This window comes from Seongchinamella unica (assembly GCF_004354085.1).
GTDB lineage: Bacteria > Pseudomonadota > Gammaproteobacteria > Pseudomonadales > Halieaceae > Halioglobus > Halioglobus unicus.
Map to the genome: position 1 here is coordinate 59,166 of NZ_SMSE01000006.1, position 13,597 is coordinate 72,762.

The 13,597-nt window shown below is 54.9% G+C and carries 10 protein-coding genes; 7 read left to right on the forward strand and 3 right to left on the reverse strand.

All coding sequences use genetic code 11. From position 1 onward, the window contains the following. Positions 1-8: 8 nt before the first annotated feature. Both E2F43_RS18555 and E2F43_RS18560 read left to right on the forward strand, forming a co-directional pair. On the forward strand, positions 9-1,391 hold the full coding sequence (locus E2F43_RS18555) for a DUF1302 family protein (RefSeq protein ID WP_238947024.1): 1,383 nt from the start codon (positions 9-11) through the stop codon (positions 1,389-1,391). Between the two features lie 232 nt (positions 1,392-1,623). Next, a complete protein-coding gene (locus E2F43_RS18560) occupies positions 1,624-2,709 on the forward strand; it encodes a midcut-by-XrtH protein (protein ID WP_133215547.1) in 1,086 nt (361 codons plus the stop codon). A 195-nt stretch (positions 2,710-2,904) separates the two neighbouring features. On the opposite strand, the gene E2F43_RS18565 is transcribed toward E2F43_RS18560, so the two are convergent. After that, the gene (locus E2F43_RS18565) at positions 2,905-3,867 is read right to left on the reverse strand and encodes a hypothetical protein (RefSeq protein WP_133215549.1); all 963 of its coding nucleotides are present in this window, start codon (positions 3,865-3,867) and stop codon (positions 2,905-2,907) included. Positions 3,868-4,264: 397 nt separating this feature from the next. Here E2F43_RS18565 and E2F43_RS18570 point away from each other — a divergent pair, with 397 nt between their 5' ends. Continuing rightward, positions 4,265-4,651 (forward strand): YybH family protein, encoded by a 387-nt coding sequence (locus tag E2F43_RS18570; RefSeq protein WP_238947025.1) that lies wholly within the window; start codon positions 4,265-4,267, stop codon positions 4,649-4,651. 152 nt (positions 4,652-4,803) lie between these two features. Then, positions 4,804-5,775, forward strand: a complete 972-nt coding sequence (locus E2F43_RS18575; protein WP_133215551.1) for an NAD(P)H-dependent flavin oxidoreductase — start codon at positions 4,804-4,806, stop codon at positions 5,773-5,775. 85 nt (positions 5,776-5,860) lie between these two features. On the opposite strand, the gene E2F43_RS18580 is transcribed toward E2F43_RS18575, so the two are convergent. Then, the gene (locus E2F43_RS18580; RefSeq protein WP_133215553.1) at positions 5,861-6,484 is read right to left on the reverse strand and encodes a response regulator; all 624 of its coding nucleotides are present in this window, start codon (positions 6,482-6,484) and stop codon (positions 5,861-5,863) included. Between the two features lie 49 nt (positions 6,485-6,533). Then, entirely contained in the window at positions 6,534-8,444 is a 1,911-nt protein-coding gene (locus tag E2F43_RS18585) for a sensor histidine kinase (RefSeq protein WP_133215555.1), read from the reverse strand. Between the two features lie 877 nt (positions 8,445-9,321). Here E2F43_RS18585 and E2F43_RS18590 point away from each other — a divergent pair. The 3 genes from E2F43_RS18590 to E2F43_RS18600 all read left to right on the forward strand — a co-directional run bounded on the left by E2F43_RS18590 (position 9,322) and on the right by E2F43_RS18600 (position 13,596). After that, on the forward strand, positions 9,322-11,016 hold the full coding sequence (locus tag E2F43_RS18590) for an acyl-CoA dehydrogenase family protein (RefSeq protein WP_133215557.1): 1,695 nt from the start codon (positions 9,322-9,324) through the stop codon (positions 11,014-11,016). Positions 11,017-11,189: 173 nt separating this feature from the next. Continuing rightward, entirely contained in the window at positions 11,190-13,040 is a 1,851-nt protein-coding gene (locus tag E2F43_RS18595) for an acyl-CoA dehydrogenase (protein ID WP_133215559.1), read from the forward strand. A gap of 187 nt (positions 13,041-13,227) precedes the next feature. After that, the gene (locus E2F43_RS18600; protein WP_133215561.1) at positions 13,228-13,596 is read left to right on the forward strand and encodes a PA2779 family protein; all 369 of its coding nucleotides are present in this window, start codon (positions 13,228-13,230) and stop codon (positions 13,594-13,596) included. Position 13,597: the final 1 nt, after the last annotated feature.

Consider the following 13,597-nt stretch of genomic DNA (forward strand, 5'->3'; position numbering starts at 1 on the left):
TCTTGTCGTTGCTGCTGTTCGCACCATTGGCCGTTGTTACGGCGGAGAACGACATCGAGGACGCACTGTCCGGATTTGATGAGCCCGGGGCAGATGACAACCTGGAGGACACACTGTCGGGCTTTGACGACGGGGAGCTTCCGGTTGAAGACACCGAGTCTGCTCGGTGGCTCTCGGGAGAGAACTGGCGAATCACCGGCGACACGGGCGTATCCGCAGCCTGGAACTATGCTCACCAGCGGCCCGGGCCGGGTGAAACCGACTGGCGCGGACTGTCCCGTTTACGTGCCCGTCTGCGGCCGGAACTTCGCCTGGACCTCGGTAACGACTGGGACGCCAGGGTGCGGGTTAACGGCTTTTACGACTTTGCCTACCTGATCAACGGTCGTTCCGGGTACACCAACCAGGTACTCAGGCATTACGAATCTGAGCTCGAATTCCAGGACACCTACCTGCGTGGTTCCCTGGGGACTAACCTGGACATCAAGCTGGGACGACAGATTGTGGTCTGGGGAAAGTCCGACAACCTGCGGGTAGTCGACGTACTCAACCCTCTGGATCGTCGCCAACCGGGCATGACGGATATCGAGAACCTGCGCCTGCCCGTGACCATGAGCCGACTGGATTATTTCACGGGCGACTGGCGAGTGACCGCATTGGCGTTGCATGAAGTGCGCTTCGACAAGCTGCCCGTAGTTGGCAGCGACTTTTATCCCTACAGCAATCCGCCGCCAGAAGAGGACGACATCCATGATGGCGGCAGCAACACCGAGTATGCCCTGGCGCTGTCGGCCGTTATGCCCGGTTGGGACCTTTCCTTTCACCTGGCCAGACTGTTTGACGAGGAGACACACCTTGCAGTGATTGACGATGGCGCTGAACTCGTCCACGCACGCATCGATATGCTGGGCGCTGCCACGAATATAGTCTTCGCTGACTGGTTGTTGAAAGTAGAGTCAGCCTACTTCGATGGCCTGCGTTACAGCGCGGCGCCGGGAAAGGACTTTGCACGCACAGACCTGCTGCTTGGTGTCGATTACAATGGCTTCGACAATACGACGCTGACGCTCGAGTCAGCGCTCCGTCACATTCACAGTTACGACAGGCGCCTCGAACTGGGACCCGTTCCCTATCAACGCAACCGCCTGGAGACAGCTTTCCGTTATAGCGCGGACTTCCTGAACGATCGGTGGAACGCGATCATCGTTGCCACCCGTTTTGGAGAGGCGCTGAATGAGGGAGGCATCACCCGCATCCAACTGGGTTATGAGTTACGGCAGGCACTGGAGTTGACAGGTGGATTGGTGCTCTACCATGGCAGGGTTCAGTGGCCCTTCGACAGCATCGCAGACAATGACCGCGTTTTCCTAGAACTGAAATACAGCTTTTAGCCAAACCTGCCGGTAGACACCCGGCCGATAAAATAGCATTGCGAAAACTGGCCACGGGACCGTGAGGTTTTGCAAGCAATCGCCACCAGGTCGACCATTATCCGTTCTAATCGCTGTTGCCAGGCCAGGCCCCTAAATAAATGGTTGCCCTGTAAGGGTCAGTATGTTTGTATATCACTGATAATCAGAAGTAGTCATATCCGCAATGGCATCACCAACAGGGAGGTGATATATGTCATTCAGTCCTTTACGACGGCACTCCACGCTACTCGCTTGCTTCCTTACATCAGCTTTTTCCCACTACGCGGCCGCACAGGCACCTCCCACCGGCGCCGTAACCTACGGACCTGCAGTGGTCGCAGCAGTGCCTACCACCAGCGGTATCGCGCTTACTGTTCTGGCACTGGTGATGGCTTTTCTCGCTATCAAAGCCCTGCGTAGTCGCCATGGGATGCACAAGGCGATTAGCGTCACCGTTTTTTGTACCGCCTCCGCCGTGAGCTTGATTTACGGGCTACGGGCCATGCACGTGGAAGCCATTGTGGCGGACGTCACTGTGGATGGGGCCGAATGCGCGAGCGAAAACACGGAACCCTACGACCCATCAGCAACCGGGGTGCGCCTAGTTAGTAACTGTCCGGACAATGACATTGTCATCAGCGCGCTAGATCTGGAAGGCTGCGCAGCTGCTACCCCCGATGCGGACACCTGTACTACTGGCACATCACTGTCCGATACCGAGTCCTGTGGTCTACCCAGTTGTGAGAATACACCCCCACCGGTGGCCGGCGCCTGCCAGGGCGGCGCAGTGAAACTCTCTACCAGTCCCGGCGGCGACATGGTGGTTTGTGATGATCCCACAAACACCACTTGTGAAGAGGACGCGGAGACACTGTGCCCAGTAGGCATGCAGCTCTGCAACTTCGACCAGTATAACGAGCGTAATGATGGATGGGACTATCCCGTCGGCGGCCCGACGAATCCGATTGTAGTAGCCGAAATTTTCTGCCGCGTAGACTCCGGCGCCGGGCATTTCACCCTGGGGCCTTACGGCGGCGTGACCAATCTCGGGCAAGATACCACTATGAACTGTGGCTACGGCAGTTCCCGCGAGAGCTGCACAGCAACCTATGGTTGTAACGAGCAGAGCGTGCAGGCCCTCTGCTGCTTCCCGTCACCCACTTGTGGTAACGGTGTCGTCGATTCACCCGAAGAGCAATGCGATGATGGCAACGCCGACGAAACGGACGACTGCCTGAACAGCTGCGCGTGGCGCGTGCCGGGAGACCATGGCTTCTCTACTGCAACAGGCTGCTAGTCACAGGCTGTGTATTGTTCTCTGGCATATGTCCTGACTTTCACGAGGGCCAGTGTTCACTCATTCCGCCTTCCTTCGTAGACATCAGCCTGTGCTAGGTTGTCCAGGGACTCTTGATATCGTTCGATCCTGCCTTGGGTCATCGGGGAGGGCTGCTAGTAGGAATCTGTACCCAGCGGTAGGCGCAGGGTGCGCTCATAATGGGTTGCTGGTGGACCCGTCTACAGCAAGCAGGTCTACCACGGTCCTGCGAATCAGCGCTTCCGCATCAGGTCTCCGAAAACTGCCTTCGGTAGTGCTCCCGGGGACGGCGATTGTAGTAACTCTTCCCTCTGTCGATGGAAATCGACCCTCGATACTGCGAACCCATTGCGCCCGATACTCCTCTTGAGGCCATCCGCCCCCGGTACCGCGCGAGTAGACCAGAAATCTTGTATCGCGGTTGCCCTGACTCAAAAACCCCAACAGGGCCACCAGCTTGTTGTCCGCAATTTCGTAAAGCCGTCGAAACTGTTCCGAGTAATCCTCCGATCCTGTGGGATAACCCACCCCCAGATCCTGGTTCATTGAATGGAAAAAAGCAGACCGATGAATAAGCACCAGACTTGGTTGCTGCTTCAGTAGTTGATTTTCCCGATCCCATGTAGAGCCAATAGTTTCCTTCTGGATAATAATTGGCAAATCGCTCAGCATATCGCTCAACACATCTGCATTCGTACCGCTCTTGCGTCGAGTCTCCTCATCATAGACACCGCGGTCCGCATAGGTGTCCATCAGGATCACCACGGGCACCGCCCGGCTTCCGCTCGCGACTTCGCTCTCTCCATGGGTGATATCCCGAAAAATCAACCAGCCGATACCGACGATGAGCAGCAACAGCAGTGCTACCTCCAACCCGCCCCGCACACCAACAGAATTACCCGCATCTGCAGCCGTTCGAGTGGGGCCGTCCGGGCCAATGTCGAATATCCAGCTGAAAATTATCGCAATCGGAAATCCGCCTCCCAAAAGAACAATCGTTATGGATGAAAACCAATCGGGAAGGTTCAGTGGTTCTCCAATGACATCCACAACCTGTAGAATCCCCCAAGCCACGAGCACATAAACAGCGGCTACACGGAAAACTTTTCGCTGCTTCAGTTCGCGGAGAATCGACATGACGTTGTTATTGATAGGGGTAGATCAACAGACTATCAGGAGTCCAGCTTCAGGGCCATCCCGTTCAATCGCTCGTCGATGATAGTGCCGCTTGCCATTGACCCTGTCCTGCAGTTCATTAACTGAGAAGGTCGCCATACCTCCGATGGCTAGGATTGATCACGCAGTGCAGCCAGACGGCATTAGCCATGACATCCGGCGGCGACCGGTAATGCCTGTCACTATTCATCGGTCGAATCTAGCAGTTTCGGCTCGCTTACTTTGCAGTACCAACTAGAATCCTGGAGCGGTCTGGAGAAATTCAAGAGGTGATCATATGGGCAGGAAAGCAAACCAGGCACTCTTCCCGGTTGTGATCCTGATGGTGCTTACAATGCTTGCGAGCAAAGGATACACAATGTCTGACGAGTCAAATCCAGAGTCACTGCGCCAACAGGTTGAAAGGACCGAACAGGCATTCGCCGCGACCATGGCGGAACGCGATTTCGAAGCCTTCAAAACCTTCCTGGACGAGAACGCCATTTTCTTTTCAGGGGAAAAACCCTTGCGCGGCGCTGAGCAAGTTGCCCTGGCCTGGGAGAGTTTTTTCCAGGACGAGGCTGCACCTTTTTCCTGGACGCCCGATACCGTCGAAGTGTTGGCCACAGGTGACCTTGCACTCAGTTCCGGACCGGTCTACGACCCGCAGGGCAAACTCGTCGGCAGGTTCAATTCAATCTGGCGCCGCCAGTCATCGGGTGAGTGGCGGGTCGTTTTTGACAAGGGCTCTGACGCCTGCCCATGAAATCCAACTCATGTTGCTCTAAATGATGCAGGCTGGTCCTCTGCAGGCCAGGGGATCACCAGCGACTTGCTATTACTGTCCACTCAAGTCAAACCGGCGGGTGAGTGAGCGAATACTATAGCCCGGGTTCCATCGCAGAGAGAGGGGGTCGGATGCCGGCCAATCAACATCAGAGTGATCAATTTCTTAGCCGCTGGGTAAAAGAGCGCTATGGCGAGCGCCTCAGGCTGCCGGTTTTCGCCGCGCCGATGTTCCAGGTGTCAGGGACCGACTACGTGGTCGAGTCCTGCAGGGCGGGTGTTATCGGTGCTTTCCCAACGGTAAATTGCCGGAGTATTGAAGAACTGGAGGGCTGGTTTGAGCGAATTGACTCAAGCCTCGATGAAAAATGCGCGCCCTACGCAGTGAATCTGGTCGTTCATCCCTCCAACAAGCGCCGGGATGCAGATCTGGAATTGATATGCCGATACAAGCCGGAAATCGTGATTACCAGTGTCGGCAATCCCGAACCGGTACTGGCTCCCATACAGGAGTACGGCGGGCTGGTTTTCGCGGATGTGGCGACTCATCGCCACGCGCAAAAGGCGCTGGAGATTGATGTGGATGGCTTGATACTGCTCACCGCAGGCGCAGGCGGCCAAACCGGTTGGGCCAACCCATTTGCCTTCGCCCGGGGGGTCAGGCAGTTCTTTGATGGCCCCATCGTCCTCGCGGGCGGAATCGCTGATGCCCGCGCCATTCGAGCGGCTGAGGTGCTGGGCGCAGACTTCGCCTATATGGGCACCCGGTTTCTGGCCACGAAAGAGAGCCTTGCCCAGCCGCGCTACAAGGACATGGTCCGCGAGGCAAAGTTCGACGATATCAAACTGACCGACAAGGTCACGGGCATTCCGGCGAATATGCTCGTTGCATCGCTCATCGCCTCTGGTCTTGATCCCGACAATTTGCCCGAACGCGGCGCGCTGAACATTGAGAACGATATTAATCCAAACAAGTCTCGCCCCAAACAATGGAAAGATGTGTGGTCGGCCGGACACAGCGTCGAGCTGGTGGAGGACGTACCAACCATAGCCGAGCTGGTAGAGGCTCTTGCTAAAGACTACGCCGCAAGCACTCCCTGGTGATTTCGAGACGGTAAAGGTTGTCGCACAACGCGCTGATTACTGTTTTGCGGGTGGCTATTGAGAGCGATCAAAAGGTGCGGTTTACTCACGTATATTGAGATGCGAAGTGCATCAGCTGATGTGCACCCCTGAGTTCCAGCTTCGAACAGATGTTTGAGCGATGATTCTGGACCGTTCGATAACTCATGCCGAGTTCTCTGGCAATTTCCTTACTGGTCATGAACGCAGCAACTTTGGTCAGCACCAGTCGCTCTGTTGATGTCAGCTTCTCCAGAAGGAGATCGACGTTACGATCAGTAGATGGTGTAAGCGCTTTATCCCTTCCAAGAGAGGGTGATATGTAGATGCCATTCGCGCATATTGTGTCGATACATATACGGATATCAGAAATGGCGCTGTCCTTGAGCACATAGCCTCGCGCGCCGAGTTCAAAAGCCCGGTCCAGGTAGGCCTTGTCGTCATAGCTCGTCACTACGACGACGCAAATGTCGGGTCCCTCACGGCGCAAAGTCTCCAACAGTTGCAGGCCATCCATGCCAGGCATTGCCAAATCAAGCATGATCATGTCCGGTCTATCATGCTGAACGAGTGCCAATGCGGCCCTGCCTGTATCAGCCTCGGAAACGCTTTCTATCCTGTCAATATCATTTACCACCTGCTTCAGTCCCTCTCGAAACAAGGGGTGATCATCGACGATTAAAAGTTTCATGCAGACCTGCCAGAATTACACTATGTATCGATACCTGATTGCCCAACGCTCAGACGGGAATTGGCAGCCAGAACCCTACCTCGGTTCCCGCTCCAGGTGATGTCCTGACTGAATACACGCCTCCAAGGACTCGTATGCGACCAGCGCTCTCCTGCAGACCGAGTGCGTCTCCTGCTACAGCTTCACTATCAAAGCCGATGCCATTGTCAGAAATACTGCACATCAACTTATGACCATTCACCCGCATCGTACAGTTAACCGTTGTGGCACTGGAATATTTAAGAATATTGGATAATGCCTCCTGAACCACTCGGTAGATGGCCAGGTTTACGTCCCTGTCGACAGGTACCTCAGCCAGATCTTTGATATCCAATGACCATTCGATTCCGGAATCATCCAGTGCTCGCTCAAGGGTTGACTCAAGGGCGGCCTGCAGTCCTAGTCTCGCAAGAATGTGAGGGTGCAGGTCGTGCGAAATTCGTCTCAAGTCGTCCATGACTTCTTTACACAGGGCTATAGGCGGATTTAATACGTCTGCATCGATGTTCCTTGATTCGCTTCTCGCAAAGGTCGCTTGCCGGATCTGATGGAGCTGGTTGCGCAGAACCAGCACGGAGTGACCGATGGAATCATGCAGGGCCTCGGCAACGGATTGACGTTCTCGCTCCTGTACTTCTACCAGGTTTCTGGAGAACAATCTCTCGATTTCCAGTGCCAGAATTTCTGCCGCGTTCTTTTCTGTGTTGAGTATTTTTATCCGGTCCGCAAGGGCCAGTGAAAGAAGCATCCCCTCCGCCAGGGCACCAGCCTCAAGAATATGTGCTGAGACAATATTGTAAGGCAGGAAGGCATGTGTGTAGGAGAAATAGACCAGCATGGAGCTGAGCAGAGCCCCCATCCCAAGCGCGAGAAAACGGGCCTGCACCAACTTCATCGAATAACACTTGAGCGATATTCCGATGAAATAGGCCGCACAGGAAAGACTCAGCAACTGGACCAGGGCCGCACTCAAACCATCCGGCAGTCCCGGCAGGGCGTCGTGAAAGGCCAACCACACGCCAGCAACCATTGCTACGATTGAAGCTATCAGGGAGGCTCTAAAAACTAGCGGGTATCTTGTGTCGATGCCGAGGAATCTGTTGACAAAACCAACGCCGAAAAATGCGCCCATTCCATTGAACGCTGAAACCAATGATAGCGGTTTACCCTCTGGCCAGAGGTACTCTTCCGAAAGGCCGCTAAGCAGCATGACTGCGGCCACTATACTCAGAATGTATCCGACGTAAAACAGGTAGGATGAATCCTTCAGGCTGGCGCCCAGTAGCAGGTTGTATCCAGCCAGTGCCAGCATGCCGCCAAGAAAAATGCCGTACCACAACCTCAGACCTAACATGTAATCAGTCCACGGCTGGTTCTGCCATAGCCTCGCCGCAAAGTTCATGGGGTGCGTGGTGTCGTTTCGCGCGCGTATCAGAACTATCAGGTTGCCACCAGCGTAGGGAGGAACTGGAAAGGCGTAGCTGGCATTTTTAATGGCTCTGTCCACATATGGGTAGCGATCACCTGCACGAAAATGCTCCATACCTCCGTCAGGCAGCACGTACCAGACATCAAGGTAGTTAAATATTTGACCGGGCACCTCAAGAATGGAAAAACCTTCATGCCTACCAGGGCTGGAGAGATCGGTCTTCAACCAGGCCTCATAGCCAATGCGATTGATATTCTCTGGGGGCTGAAGAGGCCGGAAAAGCGCAACTGAAGCATCGCTGAGCACTGAGTGGGGATCGTAACTTCCCACCGGGAAGAACAGAATATCGAAATTATGGCTGATGTCGATCGAGTCTTTCGCCTGGGCTCCGGTGATCTTTCCAAAACTGATTAACAGGACGACGGTCAATATCCAGGCCGTCTTGACTGCAAAACCTGATCGGTGACCCATTTTATCGCGGGAGAAATTCATCAAGGATATCGGGTCGGACAATTGGTCATCAGGCCAATGTCTGGCTGCGCGTTTACGGTCATCGGTGCTTGTCACCCCGTCACGACCCGGCCTTGACTTACATCACAGCCATTTAGCGACAGATTATTGAAAGAATCCCAGCCTCAGCGCTGGCAGAATATATCCGTGAATAGCCAGTACCGGTCGGGCGCGCCAGTGTCATTACACCGTTAACGGCCCAGACGTCTGCGTCCCCCCACGAAACCAGCAGCAGGACAGTGCCCCACAATGCCAAGGGCGGAGGGCCGACAGTTTTCCCTGACGGATTAGTCCGGGAAAGACCGAATACCCAAGTGTAGTACACCCACAAGATTAGGGTAGGCCAAACTTTACAACCCGCCTCCTGGTCAAAGTCCATGTCCATTAAAAACCTGATCTGTGGATCCCCGGCACGACGCATTCCCGGGTCGATCTGCTCACGCTGACCTTTCGATTGGCCTATACTTTGCGGTATGGAGACCTACCTGCTAATGATTTCAAGCCTTATCGTGGCAATCGGACCATGGAACCAAGCTGGGGGCCCGTCACCTTGTGCTGTTCGAATGTCCCTCAGTGGCAAAAGCGGAAGAATTGTACAATAGCGAGCCCTCTCGGCGTTACAGGTCGCTAAGGGACGAGTTCAACTCCGGCAAAAGTGGGATATTACTGACATGAGAGATTCGTTATTTTTGCAAAGCGGGCAGTTGCCCTATCTTATCGGCACAAATTATCAACAAGCTGTCCCGTATTAACAAGACATGGGGCCGCCCTTTTCCTAGTCTTGTTTGCTGAGTCAACGAATAACAGATAACGTCATTGCCGGATAATGCCTGCCCGGCCAGGAACAAAGGAGTAGCAAATGAATTTGTTGAACCCCCATCAATTTCAGTCGCGCCACACCGACGAGGGCACTGCGGAACTCTTGCAGTCCGTTATCAACTGGTTCGAGGCCAGGGGACTGACCCGCCTCAAGAAAGACTGGCACGACAAGGTCTGGAACTACGACTTTGTGGCATTCATGAAAGAGCAGCAGGTACTCGCGACCCTGATGACGCCGTCCGGCTATGGCGACGACGCACACTGGGACAGCCTGCGCAACGTACAGTTCGCTGAGATATCAGCCTTTTACGGTATCGCTTACTGGTACACCTTCCAGGTATCGATGCTGGGTCTGGGACCCGTCTTCAACGGAGACAACGAGGCTGCAAAACAACGCGCTGCCAGATTGCTCAGGGAGGGGGGCGTGTTTGCCTTCGGCCTGTCCGAGAAGGAGCACGGCGCCGATATTTATTCCTCTGACATGGAACTGATCCCGCAGGCGGATGGCACCTATCTCGCTCGTGGTGACAAGTACTACATCGGCAATGGTAACGAAGCCGCCCTGGTTTCAGTTTTTGCCAAAAACGCCGAAACCGGCGAATACGTATTTTTTATCGTGGATTCAAAGCACCCCAATTACACCTGCGTCAAAAACACGGTCGCCCATCAGTGCTATGTCTCTGAGTTCACGCTGAATGACTACCCGATCACCGAAGACGACATCCTGAGCAGCGGGCAGAAAGCCTGGGACGATATGCTCAATACCATCAATTACTGCAAGTTCAATCTGGGCTTTGGCTCTATCGGCCTGGCCAGCCATGCACTGTACGAGGCCATGGACCACGCCGCCAACCGCAATCTTTACGGGCGCTACGTCACGGATTTTCCCCAGGTCAAAAGATTGTTCACCGACTCCTACTGCCGACTGATAGCCATGAAGTTGTTTGCCTATCGCGCCACGGACTACATGCGCTGCGCTTCCGCCGATGACCGTCGATACCTGTTGTACAACCCGCTGGTCAAGATGAAAGTCACCATGCAGGGCGAACAGGTCGTGGCAGATCTGTTTGACGTGATCGCCGCCAGGGGCTTCGAGCAGGAACCGTTCTTCGAAGTCGCCGCGCGCGAAATAGGCATGCTGCCCAAGCTGGAGGGTACGGCCCACGTGAACATGGGACTGGTCGTCAAGTTCATGCGTAACTATATGTTTAATCCGGCAGAATTCGAACCGGTACCACAACGCGATGAGCTGGCTGACGACACGTTTCTTTTCCACCAGGGGCCTACCCGTGGCCTGGGTGACGTCCGGTTCCATGATTACCATATCGCCTACGGCCTGTTCGACCTGCCCAATATCCAGGTTTTCAAAGGACAGATCGCATCGTTCAGGACAATGCTTGCTGAGGCAGGGCCGGACGAACAGCAGGTGAAAGATATCGACTACATGCTGGGCCTGGGCGAGCTGTTCACACTGGTGGTCTACGGGCAACTGATACTCGAGCACGCGGCGATGGATGACACCGATTCCGACCTGCTCAACCAGATTTTCGACGTCTTTGTCCGGGATTTTTCTACCTACGCTGCTGAGCTGCACGGTAAACCGGCCAACACCGACCAACAGCGTCAATTCCTGCTGGAATTGATTCAGGCTCCGGCTGCGAATCCGGAGCAGTTCGACACGGTCTGGCGGGAGCAGGTATACGCATTGAAGGGGCAGTACCAGCTGCGTCCCTGATAGGGACAGACGACCGCGGTCACAAACCGGCGCAGTGTTTTAGACACAACCCTATGGCCGTGTCATGGAACACCGAAGTGCCAAGATTTAAAGGCATGGTAAAGGCCCATTCCATACGCTTTCAACTCACCGGCTGTTGATAGCGACATCGTAACGAGCTCAGGAGAAATATCATGGGATTATTGGTGGATCGACGAGACCAGGCGTTCGTACTGTATGAAATGCTCGGTTTGGAGTCATTTTTCAACAACCCCAAATATGGCGACCAGTCGAAGGACGTCTACGACATGACCCTGGACCTGGTTGAAAAGATCGCCATGGAAGAGGCCTTGCCGCAACTCGCACTGGGAGACCGGGAAGGAGCACAATTCAGGGAGGGCAATGTCATCGTGCCCGAAGGCTTCAAGAAATTGCATGCGATCATGAATGAGAGCGGCCTTTTCCTGCTCCACCAACCGCCGGAGCATGGTGGCATGGGTTTCCCGTACGTGATGGATATCGCGGTTCGCGAGCACACCGTTTTCAATATGGCATTCACCCTGTACCCCGAGGCGGCACTGGGCGCGGCTGACCTGATTGCGACCTTCGGAACGGACGAGCAAAAAGAGAAATACATGGCGCCCATGCTCGCGGGAAAGTGGGGGGGCACCATGGTATTGACCGAGCCCGCAGCCGGTTCTGACGTGGGGGCACTGAAAACCAAAGCCATCCCCCAGCCGGACGGAAGCTATCGCATCAAGGGTTCGAAGATTTTCATCACTGCGGGTGAAAATGACCTGTTTGAAAATATCGTACATCCCGTGCTGGCGCGCATTGAGGGCGACCCCGAAGGAACCGGTGGTATCTCCATTTTCCTGGTGCCCAAATATCACGTAAACGCCGACGGTTCACTGGGAGAGCGAAATGATATGTGCGCGACTGGCATCGAGCACAAGATGGGGCTGAAGGCCAGTGCCACCTGCTCCTTGAGTTTTGGCGACAGATCCGAATGCTACGGTGAACTGCTGGGTGAGCCTCGCAACGGAATGCGCATCATGTTCCAAATGATGAACGGTGCAAGAATCGGTATGGGGCTGCAGGGCACTGGTACGGCCTCGGCTGCCTATCTGCATGCACTGAATTATGCCAAGGAGCGGATGCAGGGCGCTGATCTGGCCAATATGTCCAACCCTCAGGCACCGCGGGTTCCGATCATCAATCACCCTGACGTGCGTCGCATGCTGCTGTGGATGAAATCCCATGTGGAGGGCATGAGGGCTTTGCTTTATTTCAGCGCCTGGGCTGATGATAAGTCCAAAATGGAAGAAGGCGATGAAGCCAGAACATGGAAGGGCATTGTTGATCTGTTGGTACCGGTGGTTAAAGCCTACTGTACCGACGTTGGTTTCAAAGTCACCGAGCAGGCAATCCAGATCTATGGCGGCTACGGGTATACCCAGGAATACCCTGTCGAGCAGTTGATGCGCGACCTCAAGATTGGTTCTATCTACGAGGGGACCAATGGTATCCAGTCGCTGGATTTAGTCGGGCGCAAACTGAGTTTGGACAACGGCAAGCCGTTTGCAGCCCTGGTCGCAAAAATGCGTGAGACCGTCGCTGACGCCGACGAGTCGCTGCAACAGCTGGCGGCCATCGTCGGGGATGCTGTTGCCACGCTGGAAGACACCGCCCGCTTCTTCGCGGATTGTCATCAGCAAGGCAAGCCTCAAAACCCGATTATCAAGGCCTACCCATTTCTGAACCTGTTCGGCAACGTATCACTGGGGTGGTTCCACCTCTGGCAGGCAGACCTGGCGGCGAAACAACTCGCCGGAATTTATGCTGATGCGGGCGTTGAAGCTACCGACACTGCAGCTACGCATGGTCTGGCCGCCGACAACGCGGAAGCCGCGTTCTATCTGGGGAAAGTCAAGAGCGCCACATACTACATAAGAAATATACTGCCGGAAGCCAAAATGCAGGGTGAGCTGATTCAAAACGGCGATCTGTCCATTCTGGAGATTCCTGACGCCAGTTTCGGTTAAGCACCGGTATAGTCAGGGCCAACGGGTGTTGATTTGGATGAAGCGAGTCAATTGAGAGGGCCCAAACAGGGCAACGTGGTCGCAATCGAGCAAGGCGACGGCGCCCCTGTTTGCCACTCTGGTACCGCTTACGCACAGCGGTTATAGTAAGCGGCAACCTGACATTGACATTCCTGGAGTAAATCTCATGAAGAGGACATTGTGCCTGTTACTTTCCGTCACTCTGCTGTGGGGTGGTATTGCGTCCACGGCCAGCGCCGCCATGATTTCTACAGGAGAAGCTGTTCACGCCCAGGACCGGCAAGCGCAATTGAACACGGTGCAGCGCCAGCTGGCGAGGGCTGATTTGCAGGATGCAATGATATCGCTTGGAGTCGACCCCGCAGACGCACAGCTGCGGGTCACCGCACTCAGCGACGCGGAGCTGGCCAGTCTGTCCGCCCGGCTTGACGAACTGCCCGCTGGCGGCAGCATTCTCGCCCTGGTCGGCGCTGTATTCGTCGTTCTGCTGATCCTGGATCTGACCGGCGTCACCAACGTGTTCAAGAATATCTAGT